The following is an 18,915-nucleotide window of genomic DNA, read 5'->3' as shown; positions in this document are numbered from 1 at the left end:
GCGGCATCCGATGTCGGCACGGCTAGGCCGGCCCGGGTGGCGGCGCCCCCGCAGGTGCCTGGCCCGGAGCGGGGCCTTCCATGGGCGGACCGTCCATAGGCGGACCAGCCGGCGGCGGTGGGGGCCCCGCACCTGGAGGCAGCGTCGTCACGATGGTGATGCCCGGAGGGTTACCGGGGTTCGGCACGGCGGACGACGTCGTCGGCGCAGAGCTCCTTGTCGGTTGTTGAGTCGGCTGTTGAGTCGATTGTTGGGTGGGTTGCTGAGTACGCGTCGGCTGCTGTGTATACGTGGGCTGCTGCGTATAGGTGGGTTGCTGAGTCTGGGTCGGCTGCTGAGTGGGAGCCGGTGCGGTGGTGAGAGGGATCGGGGTCAGGTTCAGCCGGTCGGCGGGGATGTCCGGCGGCGGTACCGGCGGTTGGCCGTTGATCAACAGCTGCCCGCTCTTGGCGCTGTTGACCAGAGTCGACCACGCACCATTGCCCAGTGTGGAGCCGATATTGCAGCTGACCTGACGGCTGCCGGCGGTCCAGCTGGGCAAGGTGATCGTGTTGTAGGACAGCGTCAGCGTGGTGGCCCGGAATCCGTCGGGATTACCCATGTATTCGTTGGTCAACCGGGTGCAGTTGTCCTTGATGAACACGTCCTGGTCGGGCTCGGGCGGCACCGAACCCGGGAACTGCTCTGCCAGGCTCACCGTTCCGGTGATTTCCATGGAATGAGCCTTGTCGCAGTCCACGGGGAGTTCGGTGGGCAGATTTGTTGTCGAGTCGATGCCCAGGCAGGTGCCGGCGGGCCAGACCTTCGATTGATCCTGCTCGGCTACCTTCCCGTGGAACAGCTGTTGCTGGTTGTCGGCGCCGGGGAGCTGCAGCCCGCACAGCACGCGACGTTCGCCTGCCTCGGTCCAGCCCTTTTCGCCTGGCCACAGCATGCCCATGGTGAATCGGCTGTTGGGGTCGTAGCGGTCGCCAAGGTAGCGGTTGATGGCAACCTGGCACTGCTCCTGGCTGATCTCCTGGATGCGTCCGACGGTGGGTGGTCGTGAGTTCGGCCCGTACTCCGTGCCGGGGAATGTGCGTAGGTCGATGGACTCGGCGATTTCGAAACGATGGTCGTTCGCGCAGTCGACGATGTTGACGTCGTTGGTGGAGGCGGGCGCGGGCCAGTTGAGGCACTCACCGGCCTTCGCCGAGTTGAAGGTGCTGTTACCCGGGGCGCCGGTGCTCGGCACCGGGTTGGAATCGATCCTGTTGACCAGGCGATCTGCGGAGGTCCAGCCGTCCGGCAGTGCCTGGGTGATGCCCGCGATGAACAATCCGCCGAAGGTGACGAGGAGCAGCGCACGGTGGGTAGAGCGCTCCTTGAGCCCTTCCTTCAGGCCGGCCCACCAGTGAGGTTTGGCGGACTTAGGGGGTTCGCCCTGGGATTCCCCGGCGACCGGCGCGTCGGCATCCGCGGTGTCGGGATGCTCGGTGTCGGGATGCTCCAGGGTTTCCGTCTGCGGCGCCTCTGCGGCGTCGGCGGACTCGGTGGCGGTCTCGGCATCGACCGCAGGTGAGGCGGCAGTCTCCTGCGATTCCGCGGATGGCGTGGCAGAGTCCGGCGACTCGACGTCGGAGTCTCCGGATGTGTCGGTGCCCAGCTCGTCCTTGGCGGATTCTTCCGGGGTGGAGTCGTCCCGCTCGACCTTCGGCGTGGGTTCGGCTTCGTCACTCATACTGCAGTCATTGTTACAGGTGACGGTGTGGCTTAGCCGAGCGATGCTGTCCGCATGCGCCGCTAGATTGAACACTGTGACAACGATGGAACCTGACCGTGACAACCCGGAGGATCAGGCGGGGGAAGCCGAGCATCAGGCCCGTGTTGCCGAGCAGGTCGCGGCGCTCGCCCATGAGCTGTTCGATATGGCTCGGGAGGGCAATGCGTCGACCCTGGCCGCGTACCTGGATTCCGGCGCGCCGGTGGATCTGACGAATGCGGCAGGCGACACCCTCGTCATGCTGGCCGCCTACCACGGGAACACCTCGACGGTGCGTTCGCTGATAGCGCGCGGAGCCGACGTCAACCGCGCCAATGACAAGGGGCAGACTCCGCTGGCAGGAGCGGTGTTCAAGGGCTCCGACGACATCGTCCAGATCCTGGTCAACGCGGGCGCTGATCCCACCGCGGGAACACCCTCCGCGCTCGACGCGGCGCGGATGTTCGGCAAGGACGAGTACCTGAGCCTGTTCGGCGCCTAATGGGTTGGCCGGGGATTCCGGCCCCCACGTAAGGTTCAGCAGGTGATCGACCTGAAATTCCTGCGCGAAAACCCCGACGCGGTGCGTGCCTCGCAGCGTCTCCGGGGCGAGGATCCGGCACTCGTCGAGGTGCTGCTTGACGCCGATACGGCACGACGGGCGGCAATATCAACAGCCGATACGTTGCGTGCCGAGCAGAAGACCGCCAGTAAGAAGGTAGGCCAGGCGACGCCCGAGGAGCGCCCGGCGCTGTTGGCAGCCGCCTCCGAACTTGCCGCGCAGGTCAAGGCGGCCGAGGCCGAGCAGGTGGTCACCGAGGCCGCGTTCACCGAGGCGCATAAGGCCATCAGCAATGTGGTGATCGACGGTGTCCCCGCCGGTGGCGAGCAGGATTTCGTGCTGCGGGAGTTGGTGGGTGAGCCGACCGCCATGGAGAACCCCAAGGACCATGTGGAATTGGGTGAGTCGCTGGGTCTGTTCGACATGGAACGCGGGGCCAAGGTCTCCGGCGCACGGTTCTACTTCCTCACCGGATACGGCGCGCTGCTGCAGCTGGGCTTGCTGCAGTTGGCGGTGCAGACCGCGGTGGCCAACGGGTTCACCCTGCTGATCCCGCCTGTCTTGGTCAAGCCCGAAATCATGGGCGGCACAGGGTTTTTGGGTGCACACGCCGATGAGGTGTACCACCTCGAAGAGGACGATCTGTACTTGGTGGGGACCTCGGAGGTGCCCATCGCCGGCTATCACTCCGGTGAGATCCTCGATTTGAACGAAGGCCCGTTGCGTTACGCGGGGTGGTCCAGCTGCTTCCGCCGTGAGGCCGGCAGCTACGGCAAGGACACCCGCGGCATCATCCGGGTGCACCAGTTCGACAAGGTGGAGGCATTCGTCTACTGCAAGCCCGAAGACGCCGAGACCGAGCATGCCAAGATCCTTGGCTGGGAACGGGAGATGTTGGCTCACATCGACGTGCCGTACCGCGTGATCGATGTAGCGGCAGGCGATTTGGGCTCATCGGCGGCACGCAAGTTCGACTGCGAGGCATGGGTGCCGACACAGCAGGCGTACCGCGAGTTGACCTCCACCTCTAACTGCACCACGTTCCAGGCGCGGCGGCTGGCCGTGCGCTACCGCGACGAAAACGGTAAGCCGCAGACCGCTGCCACCCTCAACGGCACCCTGGCCACCACCCGGTGGTTGGTGGCGATCCTCGAGAACCACCAGCAGCCTGATGGCAGCGTCCGCGTGCCCGCGGCGCTGGTGCCCTTCGTTGGAACCGAAGTGTTGGAGCCCAAATGAGCAAGATGTTCGACGTCGAGTTGAACGAACTGCGGGGCTGGTTCGGTTTTGGGGTGGCAGGGAACTTCGCCGGTCATCTCGAACAGGCGGGGGAGTCGGCAGATTTCGTGAACGTCGCCTCAAATGGTCTCGCGCCCAAGGGAATCTTTCCTTGGTACGTGCCGGGCGACGAGGGATTCCTGGGACAGTTCCCGCTGTCGCAGGACGAGACGGTGCTGCCCCAGAGTGACTCGCCGCTGAACCTGCAGATCGAACCCGAGGTGGGCTTGGCGTGCCGGGTGCATTGGCGCGGCGACGTCGTCGCCTCGCTGGAGCCGTTTGCGCTGGGCGCCTTCAACGATTGCTCGATCCGTCGGCCCAATGCCCCCAAGATCAGCCACAAGAAGAACTGGGGTGAGGCATCCAAAGGTGTTGCGCGACAGTTCTTTGAGATTGGTGACCTGACTCCTGATGGACCTACCGCCACCTTGCGGCTCAACTGCCACCTGCACACCGCCGATGGCCAGGAGCACGCGTATGGCGTCGACAGCCCGTTGCTCGGATACTCGTACTACGGCGAGGTGCTGTTGGACTGGATCACCGAGCGCCTGGACAACCAAAAGGGTTCCCCGGATACGCCGCTGGAAGATGTCGGTGCGCTGATGGTGGCCGCGGGGCACCCCGAGCACGTGTTAATCGGTATCGGGGCGACCAAGTACACGGCGCTGGGTGAATCCACATACCTGCAGGCCGGCGATGAGGCTGTGGTGCGGGTGTACGGTACCGACTCCGACGAGGCGTCCGAGCTGCGACAGCGGGTACGAACGGTCCGCTAGGCGGGACATGTGGAGTCGCGCCGCCGACTGCGCGCTAGCGTCGGGGCATGACCGAAGGCGTGACCTCGGATACCTACCGGGAACTTTCTGAAAACGGTGTGCAGAAACACAACAACCGAATGATCCGACTGCTCCGCGAGAACGGCGGCAAGCTGCCTGGAGTGTCCGATGACGAGATGCCGGTACTCATCGTGACCATCACCGGCGCGAAGTCGGGGATCGAGCGGCAGACACCCCTGGGGTACTTCGAACATCGACGGCGCCGGTTCATCGTGGGATCCAACGGCGGACAGGAACGGCCACCGGCATGGACCTTCAACGTGCGTGCCCATCCCGAGGTGATCGTGGAGGTAGTGCCGAACATCTACAATGCTGTTGTGCGCGAGCTGAATTCAGAAGAACGTGACGAGATGTTCTCCGCGCTGGTGGCCAAGCATGCGTTCTTCGGCGACTACCAGACGCGCGTCGACAGGGTCATCCCGATGTTCGAGTTGGTGCCGCGCTAGCCCAGCTTTTTGGACCGCAGCTCGTGACCTTTGGAGGTCAAGCAGCGGCCGGTCTCCAGGTTCCAGTCCCACCCGTGCAGGTTGCAGGTGAGGGTTTTTCCTTCCACCACACCGAATTTCGATAGGTCGGCCTTCAGGTGCGGGCAACGGCGCTGGATTTCCCAGCCGTCGAGCGTGATCGAGGCGCTGTCGTCATGGGCCTCGGCGAACCAGCCGTCGGCGTAGGCGATGCGCTCGTTGGTGAGGCATTTGAAGAAGGTGTAGAGATACTCGTTGTAGCCGCCCACGCGCCAAGCCTTGAAGCGGGTGGACAAGAAGATGGTGTTCACCCAGTCGGGCTCGTCATCGCGGAGCACCGTACGCACCAACTCAGGCGCGATCCCGAAACCGTAGCGGAACTTCTCATTGGGAATCGGTTCACGGACAATGCGTTTCGGAAAGTCGAGGGCCACCGTCTCGTCGCCCATGCGCAGCTCGACGGGATAGCCGATGCCGTCGCAGATTTGATCGGTTTGCGCCATGATCGGTTCGAATTTGGCGCGTAGCGCCCCGAGTAGTGGTTCGCCCTCGGCGGGTGCCCAGGCCGCTTTCTCGGCGGCCAGTACGGGAGCCATTCGCTGGGCGTATTCCTCGATGTAGGCGGCCTTGCCTGCGCCGAAGATGTGTTCGGCCTCCTCGTCGGACACCGGATGTTCCAGCGAATTCAGTTCCGAGCCAGTGAAATCCGCGACTGTGCCGGGAATCATCAGCAGGCCCTTGTCGTGGCCGTGCTGGCGCATCTGGTCCAGGAACACCAGCTGGTCCGGGAAAATGTTCGCCGGATCGCCATGGTCGTCGTTGAGGTCGCGCAACTCCGCGTCCAGGAAACACGGCGGCCCGGCGGATGGGATCACCCAGGTGGCACCCACCTGCGCGATGTACTGACGGCACCGATCCATTCCGCGCTGTCGCTTCTGGGTGCCGAAGGCCTCCTTGGCGCGGGCCGGCATGTCGTAGACCATCGGGTACCAGATGGCCCCCGAGTACTGCAGCATGTGCACGTCGACATGCCCAAACTCTTGGGCCAGCACATCGAGGTCGACGGGGCGGGCGTCGTTCATATTGAAGCAAGTGGTGGAGCCGTCCGAAATGACGAGGCCGGAGTCACCGATCGGTCCGTCTGCCGGTGCCCGCAGCGCGATGATCATGATGTCCAGATCACCCTTGGGGCCGCTCACTCGATGCTTCACCGAGTCCTCGGTCTCCACGAACGTGTGGAATCCCAGTCCTTCGAGCTCACGTTTCAGATCGGGCACCGGGTAGTCGGGCAGCAGCACCACCGCGTCCTTGTTGACGTGCTCGGTCAGGTTCTTCGGGTCGTAGTGGTCCTTGTGTAGGTGCGATACGTAGAGGTAGTCGCAGTTGCCGAGCCGGTCCCAGTCAAGGGTGCTGTTATCAGGGAACGGAAACCAGGAGGCGAAGTAGGCAGGATTGACCCAGGGGTCGCAAAGGATGCTGCCCGCCGCCGTCTCGATGAAGAATCCGGCGTGGCCGACACTGGTGACTCGCATGGCCCCAGCCTATCGAGCTGCGATTACCGTGCAAAAAGGTGCGTAAGCCGCAGGAAAATACGCCGTAATGCCCTTGTATAGAAAACCTACGTAAAATTGATTGTGTGTCCACCACCGATGGCGTCACTGCCGACGTTCTTACCGTGATCGCGCGGCTCAACCGCTGGGTGTCCAGCCACGCCGAGCTGCCTGTGCCCACCGGGCAGGCCCGGCTTCTCGCGCTCGTCGGCGAGATGGAGGACGCCCGGATCTCAGACCTGGCGCAGGCCGACCACTGCAGCCAGCCCACGATGACGGTGCAGTTGAAGCGGTTGCAGGATGTCGGGTATGTCGAGCGCCGGGTCGACCCCACCGACAAGCGTGCGCAGCGCATCAAGCTGACCGGGGCGGGCCGCGAGGCGCTCGTCGCCATGCGTGCGCAGCGGCAGAGTGTGCTCGATCCGTGGCTGAGCACGTTGCCGACCGACGAGCAGCGGACCCTCGTCGAGGCCGCCAGGATTCTCGAGGGCCTTACTCGCCGGATGGCGGCGCAATCCGGCAGCGCCTAGCCGGCGAGGAATCTACGCAGGATCGATGGGCGCATCAGGCGCGCTGGTGGATCGATGAGTTGCTGCGTGCGCAGGACCGCCTCGGCCGCGGTGATGTCCTTGGCCACGGCAGAGCAGATCCTGTCGAACCAGCACCGCCACAGCCATTGCGGAGCGGCCAACCATCCCTTTCTGTCAAAGACTGCCCAGTCGAACTGTAGATACGAAACCCACAGGGGCTGAATAACTTGTGTGGTCTGGCGAAAGAATCGGCGGGCGAGATCATCGACTCCGCCGTTGAGGCATTCCTGTAATGCCACGGCTTCACATGCCGAAACGGCCATGCCCTGTCCAAAGATCGGGTTGAGACTGCAAATGGCGTCTCCCACGGCCAGTAGCCCCCTGGGGAACCGTCGCAGTCTGTCGTATCGCTGCCATCGCGGCCCGGGGTGGCGATGGCGTACGACTTGGGTGAGTGGCTCTGCGTTTAGTAGCGCTTGCGTCATCTCCGCAGGAAACAGTTCTCCCGCGTAGGCGAGAACGCCATCGTGATCGGTAGGCGGGTTCTCTCCGGCGATACTGACGACGGAGAGAACCCAGCTGTTGTTCTCGGCCTGTTGGAGGGCCGCGCCACGGAAGTGACCGGGACGGGGATGCTGGTAGCGGAGCTTCTCACGCACCGTATTCGGAGACATCTGCAACCATTGGCTGGCATAGCTGAATGGCCGCTGTATTTGTTGGAGTCGTGGTCGCGGGTAACCGTGCTTCTCGAGCAACAGCGGCAGACGTGAGCCCTGGCCGGTCGCGTCGACGACCAGATTGGTGTGCAGGGTCTTCTCAATACCGTTGCTACGTATCGCGACTAGAACACCGGTGACGCCATCCGCGGAATCGGTAACCAAATCCACCACATCGTGTCCATCGAGGACTGAGATGTTTTCGATGTTGGTAACACGTTGGCGGATAACATATTCCAACATAACCCTGCTTGGAAACCACAATGTGAGTGCGTCGGGATCGGAGAAGCGCCCTGACCGATTCAGTTCGTGTCCGCGCATCCAGAGTGAGACGCGGGAGAGATCTCCCTCGTCGCTGACTGCGACACCCGCGGCGCGTAGCTCCCCGTCCAGCCCCGGGAAGAGTCGTATCAATGCCTGCATGCCGCCGACGAGCAGTCCGTGCAGGTGCCGCGCCTGGGGCACTCCGCGCCGCTGTTGCGGACCATCCGGCATCAGGTCACGTTCAACTACCGTGACCTGATCGTAGAACTCCGAGACCACCCGCGCCGCGGTGAGGCCGGCGATACCTGCACCAAGTACTACGGCATGCGTACCCAATCGCTCCATTGGAGACTCCTGTCCACCCCGACCTCCCGGGTGGAGTATTCAGGGATCCGCACGTGGTCGACGAGAGCTTGCGTCTCGATTGGATTGCGACTCCCTAAGAAGGTCCTTAGCTGGGCCGTTGGACGCAGTCCCGTCGATTCACTCGGCCGCGAACAGGTGCCGTAGATAGGCGTGCGGATCGGTCAGGAATCGCTGCCAGTGGCCGACCATCTCCAGATCGTCCCAATCACGTTGCTGCACACCGTCTTCACCGAATTCCAGGATGGTCGCGCCTGGGAATGCCGCCAGCACGGGGGAATGGGTGGCCATGATGACCTGAGATCCGGCGGCGACTACACTGTCGAGCATCGCCATCAGCCGCAGCGACGAGGTGAAGGACAGTGCGGCCTCGGGCTCGTCGAGGATGAACAATCCCCGCTCCATGTCCCGCTCGGCGAGGAAGGCCAGAAACGACTCGCCGTGCGAGCGCTCGTTGAGCCTGCCGTCGAAGATCTGTTCCGGGGTGCGCCCGTCGACGGCTGTGAACAGCTGATGCATTGCTTCGGCACGTAAGAAACATCCCCCGCTGGGCCGGGGATGCTCGGCGTCGAGAGTGAACGTCCAGTGCAGGTCGGTGTCTTCACCGCTGGGGCGTGCGCCCCAATGTTTGACCGCGGCGGGCAATTTCCAATGCCACGAGGATGCCAGCGCCTCCAGGAAGGTGGACTTGCCCGAGCCATTCTCGCCGACGATCACGGTGACACCGGCGGTCAAGCGCAGCGGCTGGGTCGCGAGTTGGGCTATCGCGGGAATCTCGAAATACCAAGCATCTGGCTGCTTTTCACGATTGATCGCGATCTGACGCAGGATCACTTCTCGATGGTATCGGGAAGTAGTGTTCTCAAAAATCGGGATCTTGAGTGATAAGAATTCTTAATTAGAGAACGCTGCTATCGTTAGAAACCGTTGGACCTGCGGTTTCTCTTGATTCTACGGTTGAGGCATGACCCTGAAAACACGGCTGACACACCACTTCGGCATCGAGCATCCGGTGGTTCTCGCGCCCATGGACGACGTCGCCGATGCGCGTCTCGCCAGTGCCGTCAGCGCCGCGGGTGGGCTCGGGCTGCTCGGCGGCGGCTACGCCAACGAGGCGTGGGTTCGCGAGCAGTTCGAGCGGGTGACCGCTGCGGTGGGGTGTGGATTCATCACCTGGACCCTGCGGGGAAACGAACACATCCTGGACCATGCGCTGCAACAAGATCCCGCCGCGATCTTTTTGTCGTTTGGCGATCCCGCGCCGTATGCACCTCGCATCCGGGCGGCCGGTGTGCCGTTGATCTGCCAAGTGCACAACGTTCAGCAGGCGCAGCGGGCCATTGACGTGGGCGCCGACGTCATCGCCGCTCAAGGAGGAGAAGCGGGGGGACACGGGGAAGGGCAACGCGCAACGTTCACCCTGGTGCCCGAGATCGCGGACCTTGTCGCCAGTACCGCGCCACAGGTGCTGGTGTTGGCGGCGGGCGGAGTGACCGATGGGCGCGGTGTGGCGGCATCGCTCGCGTTGGGCGCCGACGGTGTGCTGGTCGGGACCCGGTTCTGGGCCGCACAGGAAGCGGCGATCTCCCGGGCGGCCCAGCAATACGCCCTTCGGGTCGATGGCGACAGCACCATCCGCCAGCACGTCTATGACATTGTGCGCGGCAAGGACTGGCCGCGCCCGTACAGCGGCAGGGTGCTGCGCAACGACTTCGTCGAGAAGTGGCGCGACCACGAGGCCGAGCTCGCTGAGCATCTCGACCAGGCCCGGTCCGATTACCAGGTGGGTGTGGCCGCCGAGGATTACCGCGTCGCCAATGTGATCGTCGGCGAAGGCATCGGGCGAGTACGTCATATCGAGAGTGCCGCCGACATCGTTCATTCCATGGTGGCGCAGGCCGCCGCCATCAACCCGACATATCAAGGAGCCAAGACATGCCACTAGTACGCATCGAGCTGACCTCGGACCGGTCCCGTGCGGAGCAACGCGCCATTGCCGACGCGGTGCACGACACGTTGGTGACGGTGTTGAAAATCCCTGCGCGAGACCGGTTCCAGATCATCACCGCCCACGATCCGGCGGACATCATCGCCGAAGACGCCGGGCTCGGATTTCAGCGGTCGAGCCGGGTGGTGATCGTGCACATCTTCACCCAAGCCGGCAGGTCGACGGAGACCAAGCAGAGGATTTTCGCCGAGCTGGCCAAGAGGCTGGCCGCCGTCGATGTGGACGGCGCCGATCTGTTCGTGGCAATCAGCGAAAACGGGCCGCAGGATTGGTCTTTCGGTTTCGGGTCGGCGCAGTACGTCACCGGCGAGCTGGCCGTGCCTGCCGCGGCGAGCGCGTGATTGACTCCCGATATGGAGCTCAGTGACATCACGCATTTTCTCGCGGTCGCCGAGGCCGGGGGTATCTCACATGCCGCGAAGCAACTTCACACCGTGCAATCCAATGTCAGCAGCCACATCAAGGCACTGGAAGACGAGCTCGGCGTCGAGTTATTTCGGCGGCATGCCCGGGGCATGACACTGACCAACGCGGGCGAGGCTTTTCTGCCGTACGCCGAGCGGATCACGGCGCTGCTGAGAGAGGCAACCCAAGTGGTCGGTGACGAGGCCGAACCCACCGGGACGTTGGCGATCGGATCCATGGAAACCACGGCCGGTCTGCGCCTGCCCGGCGTCCTGGCGGCGTACGCGGCGGCTTACCCACGGGTGGACTTCACCCTTGCCACGGGCACCACCGCCGAGTTGATCGATATGGTGATCGATCGTCGGCTGGACGGCGGATTTGTGTGCGGACCCGTCGAAAACGAGGTGTTGACAACCGATTTAGCCTTCGTGGAAGAACTGGTTCTGGTCACTGCCCAGCGCCACACGGACGTTCGCGATGTCTTCGGTACGTCCACGCGGATGCTCGTCTTTCGCAATGGCTGCTCGTATCGCACCCGGCTGCACGAGATCTTCGTCGACCAGGGCATCGCCGATCCCCAGGTCCTTGAGTTCGGCAGCCTCGAAGGAATTTTAGGCTGTGTCGCGGCCGATATGGGTGCGACGCTGCTACCGATAGGGGTCATCACGGCCTCGCAGCGTGCCTCGCTGCTGCGCATGCATCCGCTGCCGCCGATGCGGTCCCGCGTGGAAACAGTGTTTGTCCGGCGTGCGGATTCGATTGTTTCTCCGGCGATGTCGCAGTTCCTGCGTCAGCTGCAGCGCGCCGATACGCCGGTCATGCTGCGGTCGGTAGCGCCGTGATTACTCGTAGCGGCCGTACCCGGTGATACCCGCATCGTCGGCCGCCGCGTAGGTCGACAACCCCACGCCGCGGCCCTCGCCGCCGCCGACGGTGGTGAGGGTGCCGTTGTCGTTGATGAGCACGATGTTCACGTGTTGCCCCTTGGGACTCGGTTCGTCATACAACACCATGTCGCCGGGCTTGGGCGCGTAGCCAGGAGCCTCGTAACGCCCGTCCTCCTTGAGATAGGCGGTCAGCGTCAGCACCCCGGGGATGCGCCAGTGTCCCGAGTTCGGGTTGGCGAACGGCTTGCCCGACGCACGCATCACCCAGCTGGTGAAGTCGGCGCACCAGGGCTCGTCATTGCCCTCGGAGTACTTCGACATCCCGGCCTGGGTGGCGTACTCCTCCCCGAGGATGCGCACCACAGCGGCTCGTCCCGGGGACAACGCCGAGGTGTCGACGACGGGAAAAGCCGGCGTGGCGGTGCGAGAACGGTAAAAGCCGAGGGCGGCACCGGCCACCACGACGAGAGTTGCGGCGAGCGCTACCAGCAGCAGAGCCCGGCGGGTCGTAAGACGCATGCGATCCAGATTACGGAAACTCGCCGACGAACCACTTCCAGGCAGGATCAGTCTTCGGAGTCCCAAAGACGGCGGTAGTAGGACACGCGGTCGGGGTCCGCGGGCACGCCGTAGGCCTCGAAGAAGGTGGCGTCCCAGCCCCCGCCGTAGTTCCATTCCAGCGACCAGCTGGCGACCGCGAGGTCGGCCCAGCGGTCCGCGACCCCAAGCTCACCGAAATCCACATGCCCGCACCAGTTCCCGTCGTCGTCGAGCAGGGTGTTGGGCGCGCAGGCGTCGCCATGGCATACGACCAGGTGATCGATCGGTGGGTGCTCCGACAGTCCGTCAGGGTTGGCCACGCGGGCGATGCGGTCGGCCACCGACCAGCTGTACGGGCAGTCGCCGACGGGTAGCAGGTCATGCAGCGAGCGCAACCCGGATCCGATGGCGCGCACGGCCGGTTCGGGATCGTCGATCCAGCGTGGCACCACCGCACTATCGCCTGGGATGCCCGCGGTGTGCAGCCAGTGCAGGGGGCCGTCGGTGTTGACCGCCAGCACGGCGGGCACCGTCGCGTAGCGGCCCGCCCAGGTGAGCTTCTCGGCCTCGGCGCGCAGGTCAATGGCCGGGTGAGGCGCGGATACCTTCACGAACTCCCGGCCCCGCCCGGCGCCGAGCTGAAAGGTATGCCCGCCAATTTCGTTGTCCCACACCGGCAATATCGGACGCCCGGCCGCCAGCTGCGTGGCGATCTCAGGGATGGTGGCCGGCTCGGTCGGAATCGTCACCGTTCCAGTCTGCCCCGCGCCGTCAACCGAATAGAGTGCCGAGCGTGAACCTCAATGACTTCCAAGCGCTCTACGACCTGTCGGGGCGCACGGCCATCGTCACCGGCGGCACCCGGGGAATCGGGTACGCGATCGCCGAGGCCCTCGGCGCCTGCGGGGCTTCGGTGGTGGTGTCGAGCCGCAAGGCCGAGGCCTGTACGGCCGCGGCGAAGGAGCTGCAAGACAAGGGGTATCGAGCGCTGGGCGTGCCCGCCCACATGGGTGACCTCGGCGATATCGACGGCCTGGTGGCCGCCACGGTCGACGAGTACGGCGGCGTGGACATCGTGGTCAACGCGGCCGCCAACCCGGTGGCGCAGCCCATGGGCAGCTACACACCCGAGGCGCTGGGCAAGTCGTTCGACGTCAACGTGCGCGGACCCGTGTTCCTGGTGCAGGCCGCGCTGCCGCATCTGACCGCCAGCGAGCACGCCTCGGTGCTCAACGTGGTGTCGGTGGCGGCATTCCAGTACGTGCCGATGCTGTCGATGTACGCCGCGATGAAGGCCACGCTGATGTCCTTCACCCGGTCGATGGCGGCCGAATACACCGGTCGTGGCATCCGGGTGAACGCGCTGGCCCCCGGCACGGTCGACACTTACATGCTGCAGCAGAACCCGCAGGAGGTCATCGACGCGATGGCTGCGCAGTCCTTCATGGGCCGCGTGGCGCACACCGACGAGATGATCGGCCCCGCGCTGCTGCTGTTGTCGGACGCGGGTTCATTCATCACCGGCCAGGTGATCGTCGCCGATGGCGGCGGTGGGGTGCAGCGCTAGCCGGGTATCGAGTGTGCAAGCCGGACCGCCAGCGCTAGGCTCGTCACGTGGAGCCTGTTTATGGAACGGTGATCGGGCTTGCCCGCACCGTCTGGGCCATTCAGGGCCTGAAATTCACCGTCACCGGTATCGAGAACCTGCCGACCGAGGGCGGGGCGGTGGTGGCGATCAACCACACCGGATACATGGATTTCACCTTCGCCGGGCTGCCGGCGTTCCTTCAGAAAAAGGGACGCAAGGTGCGCTTCATGGCGAAGAAGGAAACCTTCGACAACAAGATCACCGGCCCCATCATGCGAGGCTGCCGGCATATCTCGGTGGACCGCGTCGACGGCGCCGCGTCCTATGCCGAGGCGGTCGAGAAGCTCAAGGCGGGTGAGCTCGTCGGGGTGTACCCGGAGGCCACCATCAGCCGTAGTTTCGAGATCAAGGAATTCAAGTCGGGGGCCGCGCGGATGGCCATTGAGGCCGGCGTGCCGATCGTCCCGCACATCATCTGGGGCGCTCAGCGCATCTGGACTAAGGGGCATCCGAAGAATCTCGGGCGCACCAACACCCCGATCTCGATCGCCGTGGGTCCGCCGATCCAGCCGACGCTGCCGGTTTCGGAGCTCACTGCGCTGCTACACGCACGCATGCAGCATCTGCTGCTGGAGGTACAGGACGACTACGGCCAGCACCCGGCCGGGGAGTACTGGGTGCCGCATCGGTTGGGTGGGTCGGCGCCAACGCTGGCCGAGGCCGCCCAATGGGATGCGCAGGACGCTGCCGAGCGCAAGGCACAACGCGCCGCCCGCGAGGCAGAAAAGCAGGCCCAAAAGGATGGGGCACAGAAAGAAAGCTAGATGGAACCGGTTTACCGACTCCTCGAAATCACGGCCAACACGGCGGTCTTCCTCACCGGGGCCAAGATCAGATATCGAGGCCTGGAGCAGGTTCCATCCGGCGGCGGTGCGGTCATCGCGATCAACCACACCAGTTACGTCGACTTTCTCCCGGCGGGTCTGGCGACCGTGCGCGCAGGACGGCGACTGAGGTTCATGCTCAAGGCAGAAATGCAGGAAGTGCCCATCATGAACTTCCTGATCAAACACGCCAAGGCGATTCCGGTGGACCGCAGCGCCGGTCACGGTGCCTACCAGGCTGCGGTGGACAGCCTGCGCAGCGGTGAGATCGTCGGGGTGTATCCGGAGGCGACCATCAGTCGCAGTTTCGAGCTCAAGGAGTTCAAGAGCGGCGCAGCGCGGATGGCCCACGAGGCCGCGGTGCCGATCGTTCCGCTCATTGTCTGGGGCGCTCAGCGCATCTGGACCAAAGACCATCCAAAAGACTTGAGGTACAGCAAGATACCGGTGAGCGTCGCGGTGGGTGCGCCCCTGCACGCCTCCCCGGACTGTGAGCGCACCACCGCCGAATTGCATGATGTCATGGAGCAGTTGCTGATCCAGACACAGCAGGACTATCCCGGTGAACCCGGTGCATACTGGTTACCGAGGCGTCTGGGTGGCAGCGCTCCCACACTGGAGGAGGCAGCGGTGCTTGAGGATGCGGAACTGGCCGAACGCGCGCGTAAGAAAGCCCAGAAAAAGACAGATCCGGGGCGCGCGTGACTCCTCCCGTCCTTATCGCGTCCGACGTGGACGGGACGCTCATCGATTCCGACGAGGTCCTGTCCGCGCGCACCCGTGCGGTCATTGCCGCAGCGGTCGACTCCGGTACCACGTTCGTGCTCGCCACCGGGCGTCCACCCCGCTGGATCACCCCGATCGTCGATGCTCTTGGTTTCGCGCCGATCTCTGTGTGTGCCAACGGGTCTGTGTTGTACGACGCCGCCAATGATCGGATCATCTCGGCCGCCACGCTCGCGCCGGCAGAGCTCGCGGTACTCGCCGAGGTGGCGCAGGCGGCCATTCCCGGGGTGGGCCTGGCGGTGGAGCGGGTGGGCCGCAGCGCACATGATGCCGCCACACCACAGTTCGTCAGCTCGCCCGGCTACGAGCACGCCTGGCTGAACCCCGACAACACCGAGGTGTCCTTGGAGGACCTGCTGAGTTTTCCGGCGGTGAAGTTGTTGGTGCGTAAGGCCGGAGCACGAAGCTCGGAGATGGCCGAGGTACTGGCGCCCTTGGTGACCGAGGCGGGCGCGGCGATCACCTACTCCACCGACAATGGGCTCATCGAGGTCATGCCTACCGGGATCAGCAAGGCCAGTGGAATCGCGGTGGTGGCGGAACAGGCTGGGGTGCAGCCGGACTCAATCATCGCCTTTGGCGATATGCCCAATGACGTGGCGATGCTGCGCTGGGCCGGTCACGGGGTGGCGATGGGTAACGCGCATCCCGAGGCACGTGCCGCCGCCGACGAGGTGACCGCCACCAACGACGACGACGGGGTGGCCAAGGTTCTCGAACGCTGGTGGGGCTGAGACAGTAAGGCCTCTCGCTGCCCCCCGTCTTGTTAGGCGGCGGGTGCGAACTGCTCGACAGGCGGCGGTGGCGGCGGCGGAGCCGGCGCGGGGGGTGGCGGTGCGGCAGGGGCTGCGGGGGCTGAGAACTGTTCGGGCAGAGCGTTCTGTGCCACCGGAGCCACCCCGAGAATCTCGCGGGTCTCGCCGTTGATCACACTCGATACCCGGCCGCTGGCCCGGTCATAGATCAGCGAACCGTTCTGGAAGTTCTGCACGATGATGTTCGGCTCGCCGATTTCATCGCTCGTCGGCAATCCCAACGGTCCACGCTCGAAATTGGTTTCGGCCCAGGCGTGGTAGATCGCACCGATGACGGGGTGGGCTCCGGTGCCGGGCGAGAAGTACATCGCGCCGTTGCGGAAGGTGGCGAAGCGGGCATCCCCGGCAGCCTGTTGTTCGACGGAGGTGGGCGCGCCAAGGTCACTTTCGGTGCTGCCGAGCCGCATCCAGGTGTCGTAGATGGCGCCGCCGCGAATGGAATCCACCAGATCTGGGGGCTCGCCGTTGGCCGCGCCTGCGGCAATGTCACGCAGCCGTGGCATCAACCGGTAGGCGGCCTCACCGGGGCATTCGGTGTTGCCGACGTCGCGGTGCGTGAAAATCGTTGGCAGCGTGACGACTTTTCCGCCGGGCACGGTGGTGAAGGGTCCGCCCTCTGAGGCCAGTTCTACCTGTCCGCGCGGGTCCACCCCGGCCAGTCGCAAGCGCCAGCCCAGCATGCGGCCGGCGGCCTGCAGCATCGCGGGTGAGGGTTCGTCGCGGGTGAAGTCGCCGATCAGTGCGAGTCCCCAGCTGTGCTCGTTGAATCCGCCGGTGTGTGCGCCCTGCACGTTGTTGGTGATACCGCCGAAGCGGCCCTCGAAGATCTGACCGTACTTGTCCACCAGGACGTTGTAGGCGATGTCGCACCACTTGAGCGTTTTGGTGTGATACGCGTAGATCGCCCGGATGATCGCGGCGGAATCGTAGGGCGAGTAGTTGTTGCTCCCGGCGGTGTGGTGGACCACGCCCGCGCGCACATCCCGGTTGTAAACCGGTGGGCAGCGGTCCGATTCGTTGGCACCCCACTGTGCGCGGGTGATGATTCGTGGGCCCGCTTGGGGCAGTGCCACCGGCGCAGACCAACGCTCCTCGAACCGTGCCCCGTCGGCCGGTGCCAGTTTGGGGCTGATGAGGATGGCGTCGAGCCCGGTGGTCAGCGGCTGTTCGATGCTCGCGGGCCGGTAACCCAAACCGGGGCCGTTATCGGCTTTGGGCGACTTCACGTTCTTGCCGTACTTCGGCTGCACCGCGACCTGGGCGGAATGGGTGGAGCCGACGAACACGGGTTCCGTCGCGGCGGGGATCGCCTTGTTCTGGGCCACCGGATCGCCCGATTCCACGGGGTCGAGCTCGTACCACTGCCCCCAGCTGCCGTCGGTCTGCTGCGCACGCACGGAGAGGTCGACGGAGCCGAGGTCTGCGCCGCGGACGGCGATAAGGCTGAAGGAGTCGGCCTGGTGGATGTCGTGGACGGTGGCCGGGGTGCTCGGGCCGGGGATTCCGACGTCGGAGGTCAGGACGTCGTGGGTCGCGGCGTTCTGCAAGGACTGCGAGGTGATGGCAGTCTCTTCGGCCTTGTCGGACTTGATGTGATCGACGACGCTGACGGTCATCACCGTCGCGGTGGCGGCAACGGCCATCGCCAGCTGCCGTCTCATCGGCATCTTGCTGACTCGTATGGGCACGTCGTCTCTCCTGGATCACATCGGACGTGTCGCACGGAGCGACACGACCACCAGGGATGTTACGTATGGGACAAATGTGACTAGTGATTCGACACGCGCCAAATGTCGATCTTGGTGTTTGACGCGTTGATCACACGCAACGACACCGCAGAGCCTCTGTGCCCTGCGGTGCCGTTTCGCTACCTAGCTTGTGTGTCTGACTTAGCCGGCCGGCGGAGCCGCCGCGGAGGCGGCCGCCGGAATGGCACCCTTGATCAGGTCAACCGCCTGGGTGATGCCCAGCTGGTTGACGGCTCCCATCGCGTCACTGATCAGGCTGCTGCCGCCGCCCAATCCACTGCCGCCACCGAGGCCGCTGGGCGAACCGAGGCCCGCCAGCGAGGGATCGGCCAGTGCCGGGTTGGTCAGGCCGGTGCCCAGTGCGGGGTTCGTCGCGCCCGTAGCGGGGGAGGTGAGTCCCGCGGCCGGATCGGTCAGCGCCGGGTTCACGCCCGTCGCGCCGGTGCCCGCGGCGGGAGTCAGTCCCGGGGTGGTGGCGGGAGCGGCCGGGTTGGTGAGACCGGGGTTGGTCAGCGCCGGGTCGGTAAGACTCGGTGTGGTGGCACCACTCGGGCTGGTGAGGCCCGGGCTGGTCAGTGCGGGGTTCGTCAGTGACGACGACGGGCTGGTCAGACCGCCCGGCGTGGTGAGGCCACCGGGGGCGAGCGCCGGGTTGGCGCCGCCGAGGCTGCCGAGTCCGCCACCACCCAGACCGGGGATGTTCAGACCGGACAGCCCGGGGATCTGCACGCCGAACTGTGATGTCATCTGTTGAACTGCACCCATGAGCTCACCGGGCAGGTCCGACACGATCGCGGCCTGTACGAACTCATGCTGTACGGGTGCGGGCGCGGCTGCCTGGGTCATGTTGGTCGCGAGGGCAATGGCAAACGGACTTGCAACGGCCAGCGCGGCGACCGAGCTCAAGGCTGTCGAAAGCCGGCGGCGGCGACTGTTAGGCACGGAAGTCT

General features: G+C 64.8%; 20 protein-coding genes. 12 read left to right on the top strand and 8 right to left on the bottom strand.

Annotation, left to right across the window (positions count from 1 at the left end):
• Positions 1 to 22: 22 nt before the first annotated feature.
• Entirely contained in the window at positions 23 to 1,720 is a 1,698-nt protein-coding gene (locus BKG76_RS10235) for a septum formation family protein (protein ID WP_070937557.1), read from the bottom strand.
• An 85-nt stretch (positions 1,721 to 1,805) separates the two neighbouring features.
• Between BKG76_RS10235 and BKG76_RS10230 the strand changes: the two genes are divergently transcribed.
• The 4 genes from BKG76_RS10230 to BKG76_RS10215 are packed head-to-tail and all read left to right on the top strand — an operon-like array spanning position 1,806 to position 4,863.
• Positions 1,806 to 2,243, top strand: a complete 438-nt coding sequence (locus BKG76_RS10230; protein ID WP_070937556.1) for an ankyrin repeat domain-containing protein — start codon at positions 1,806 to 1,808, stop codon at positions 2,241 to 2,243.
• 42 nt (positions 2,244 to 2,285) lie between these two features.
• Complete coding sequence (gene serS / locus BKG76_RS10225; protein ID WP_070937555.1) at positions 2,286 to 3,542, top strand: serine--tRNA ligase; 1,257 nt, start codon at positions 2,286 to 2,288, stop codon at positions 3,540 to 3,542.
• 5 nt (positions 3,543 to 3,547) lie between these two features.
• Positions 3,548 to 4,357, top strand: a complete 810-nt coding sequence (locus BKG76_RS10220) for a DUF5718 family protein (protein ID WP_070939101.1) — start codon at positions 3,548 to 3,550, stop codon at positions 4,355 to 4,357.
• A gap of 47 nt (positions 4,358 to 4,404) precedes the next feature.
• Positions 4,405 to 4,863, top strand: a complete 459-nt coding sequence (locus tag BKG76_RS10215; protein ID WP_070937554.1) for a nitroreductase family deazaflavin-dependent oxidoreductase — start codon at positions 4,405 to 4,407, stop codon at positions 4,861 to 4,863.
• Here the strand turns inward: BKG76_RS10215 and BKG76_RS10210 are convergent.
• Positions 4,860 to 6,413, bottom strand: coding sequence for an MBL fold metallo-hydrolase (locus BKG76_RS10210; protein ID WP_070937553.1), 1,554 nt, complete (start codon positions 6,411 to 6,413; stop codon positions 4,860 to 4,862). The genes BKG76_RS10215 and BKG76_RS10210 overlap by 4 nt on opposite strands.
• 104 nt (positions 6,414 to 6,517) lie before the next feature.
• On the opposite strand from BKG76_RS10210, the gene BKG76_RS10205 reads away from it, so the two are divergent.
• Positions 6,518 to 6,961: a MarR family winged helix-turn-helix transcriptional regulator gene (locus tag BKG76_RS10205; protein WP_070937552.1), complete on the top strand. Its 444-nt coding sequence runs from the start codon at positions 6,518 to 6,520 to the stop codon at positions 6,959 to 6,961.
• On the opposite strand, the gene BKG76_RS10200 is transcribed toward BKG76_RS10205, so the two are convergent.
• Positions 6,958 to 8,286 carry an FAD-dependent oxidoreductase gene (locus tag BKG76_RS10200; RefSeq protein WP_070937551.1) on the bottom strand — a complete coding sequence of 443 codons (1,329 nt, stop codon included), beginning with the start codon at positions 8,284 to 8,286 and terminating at the stop codon, positions 6,958 to 6,960. The genes BKG76_RS10205 and BKG76_RS10200 overlap by 4 nt on opposite strands.
• A 138-nt stretch (positions 8,287 to 8,424) precedes the next feature.
• Positions 8,425 to 9,138 carry an AAA family ATPase gene (locus tag BKG76_RS10195; RefSeq protein ID WP_070937550.1) on the bottom strand — a complete coding sequence of 238 codons (714 nt, stop codon included), beginning with the start codon at positions 9,136 to 9,138 and terminating at the stop codon, positions 8,425 to 8,427.
• Positions 9,139 to 9,268: 130 nt separating this feature from the next.
• On the opposite strand from BKG76_RS10195, the gene BKG76_RS10190 reads away from it, so the two are divergent.
• The 3 genes from BKG76_RS10190 to BKG76_RS10180 are packed head-to-tail and all read left to right on the top strand — an operon-like array spanning position 9,269 to position 11,559.
• Positions 9,269 to 10,249: an NAD(P)H-dependent flavin oxidoreductase gene (locus tag BKG76_RS10190; RefSeq protein WP_070937549.1), complete on the top strand. Its 981-nt coding sequence runs from the start codon at positions 9,269 to 9,271 to the stop codon at positions 10,247 to 10,249.
• Positions 10,240 to 10,653, top strand: coding sequence for a tautomerase family protein (locus BKG76_RS10185; protein WP_070937548.1), 414 nt, complete (start codon positions 10,240 to 10,242; stop codon positions 10,651 to 10,653). The genes BKG76_RS10190 and BKG76_RS10185 overlap by 10 nt, the downstream gene beginning before the upstream one ends.
• Positions 10,654 to 10,665: 12 nt before the next feature.
• Positions 10,666 to 11,559, top strand: a complete 894-nt coding sequence (locus BKG76_RS10180; protein ID WP_070937547.1) for a LysR family transcriptional regulator — start codon at positions 10,666 to 10,668, stop codon at positions 11,557 to 11,559.
• Here the strand turns inward: BKG76_RS10180 and BKG76_RS10175 are convergent, their stop codons facing one another.
• The gene (locus BKG76_RS10175) at positions 11,560 to 12,123 is read right to left on the bottom strand and encodes a CHAP domain-containing protein (protein ID WP_070937546.1); all 564 of its coding nucleotides are present in this window, start codon (positions 12,121 to 12,123) and stop codon (positions 11,560 to 11,562) included.
• Between the two features lie 47 nt (positions 12,124 to 12,170).
• Positions 12,171 to 12,893 carry an aminoglycoside 3'-phosphotransferase gene (locus tag BKG76_RS10170; protein WP_070937545.1) on the bottom strand — a complete coding sequence of 241 codons (723 nt, stop codon included), beginning with the start codon at positions 12,891 to 12,893 and terminating at the stop codon, positions 12,171 to 12,173.
• A gap of 44 nt (positions 12,894 to 12,937) precedes the next feature.
• Here BKG76_RS10170 and BKG76_RS10165 point away from each other — a divergent pair, with 44 nt between their 5' ends.
• The 4 genes from BKG76_RS10165 to BKG76_RS10150 are packed head-to-tail and all read left to right on the top strand — an operon-like array spanning position 12,938 to position 16,136.
• The gene (locus BKG76_RS10165; protein ID WP_070937544.1) at positions 12,938 to 13,711 is read left to right on the top strand and encodes an SDR family NAD(P)-dependent oxidoreductase; all 774 of its coding nucleotides are present in this window, start codon (positions 12,938 to 12,940) and stop codon (positions 13,709 to 13,711) included.
• Positions 13,712 to 13,758: 47 nt separating this feature from the next.
• Complete coding sequence (locus BKG76_RS10160; protein WP_070937543.1) at positions 13,759 to 14,556, top strand: lysophospholipid acyltransferase family protein; 798 nt, start codon at positions 13,759 to 13,761, stop codon at positions 14,554 to 14,556.
• On the top strand, positions 14,557 to 15,321 hold the full coding sequence (locus tag BKG76_RS10155) for a lysophospholipid acyltransferase family protein (RefSeq protein WP_070937542.1): 765 nt from the start codon (positions 14,557 to 14,559) through the stop codon (positions 15,319 to 15,321).
• Entirely contained in the window at positions 15,318 to 16,136 is an 819-nt protein-coding gene (locus tag BKG76_RS10150) for a Cof-type HAD-IIB family hydrolase (protein WP_070937541.1), read from the top strand. Before BKG76_RS10155 ends, BKG76_RS10150 begins: the two co-directional genes overlap by 4 nt.
• Before the next feature lie 32 nt (positions 16,137 to 16,168).
• On the opposite strand, the gene BKG76_RS10145 is transcribed toward BKG76_RS10150, so the two are convergent.
• The gene (locus BKG76_RS10145) at positions 16,169 to 17,905 is read right to left on the bottom strand and encodes an N-acetylmuramoyl-L-alanine amidase (RefSeq protein WP_070937540.1); all 1,737 of its coding nucleotides are present in this window, start codon (positions 17,903 to 17,905) and stop codon (positions 16,169 to 16,171) included.
• A gap of 201 nt (positions 17,906 to 18,106) precedes the next feature.
• Entirely contained in the window at positions 18,107 to 18,907 is an 801-nt protein-coding gene (locus BKG76_RS10140; protein WP_070937539.1) for a hypothetical protein, read from the bottom strand.
• Positions 18,908 to 18,915 lie beyond the last annotated feature (8 nt).

This window comes from Mycobacteroides franklinii (genome assembly GCF_001853795.1).
In the GTDB taxonomy this organism is placed as follows: Bacteria; Actinomycetota; Actinomycetes; order Mycobacteriales; family Mycobacteriaceae; genus Mycobacterium; species Mycobacterium franklinii.
The sequence above is the reverse complement of the archived record's forward strand: the minus strand, read 5'-3'. Positions and strand labels throughout refer to the sequence as shown.

Bases quoted from the DNA above. Each gene is read 5' to 3' on its own strand.
- BKG76_RS10190 (WP_070937549.1), top strand. From the start codon at position 9,269: ATGACCCTGAAAACACGGCTGACACACCACTTCGGCATCGAGCATCCG.
- BKG76_RS10185 (WP_070937548.1), top strand. From the start codon at position 10,240: ATGCCACTAGTACGCATCGAGCTGACCTCGGACCGGTCCCGTGCGGAG.
- BKG76_RS10210 (WP_070937553.1), bottom strand. From the start codon at position 6,413: ATGCGAGTCACCAGTGTCGGCCACGCCGGATTCTTCATCGAGACGGCG.
- BKG76_RS10220 (WP_070939101.1), top strand. From the start codon at position 3,548: ATGTTCGACGTCGAGTTGAACGAACTGCGGGGCTGGTTCGGTTTTGGG.
- BKG76_RS10230 (WP_070937556.1), top strand. From the start codon at position 1,806: ATGGAACCTGACCGTGACAACCCGGAGGATCAGGCGGGGGAAGCCGAG.
- BKG76_RS10235 (WP_070937557.1), bottom strand. From the start codon at position 1,720: ATGAGTGACGAAGCCGAACCCACGCCGAAGGTCGAGCGGGACGACTCC.
- BKG76_RS10175 (WP_070937546.1), bottom strand. From the start codon at position 12,123: ATGCGTCTTACGACCCGCCGGGCTCTGCTGCTGGTAGCGCTCGCCGCA.
- BKG76_RS10180 (WP_070937547.1), top strand. From the start codon at position 10,666: ATGGAGCTCAGTGACATCACGCATTTTCTCGCGGTCGCCGAGGCCGGG.
- BKG76_RS10215 (WP_070937554.1), top strand. From the start codon at position 4,405: ATGACCGAAGGCGTGACCTCGGATACCTACCGGGAACTTTCTGAAAAC.
- BKG76_RS10200 (WP_070937551.1), bottom strand. From the start codon at position 8,286: ATGGAGCGATTGGGTACGCATGCCGTAGTACTTGGTGCAGGTATCGCC.
- BKG76_RS10155 (WP_070937542.1), top strand. From the start codon at position 14,557: ATGGAACCGGTTTACCGACTCCTCGAAATCACGGCCAACACGGCGGTC.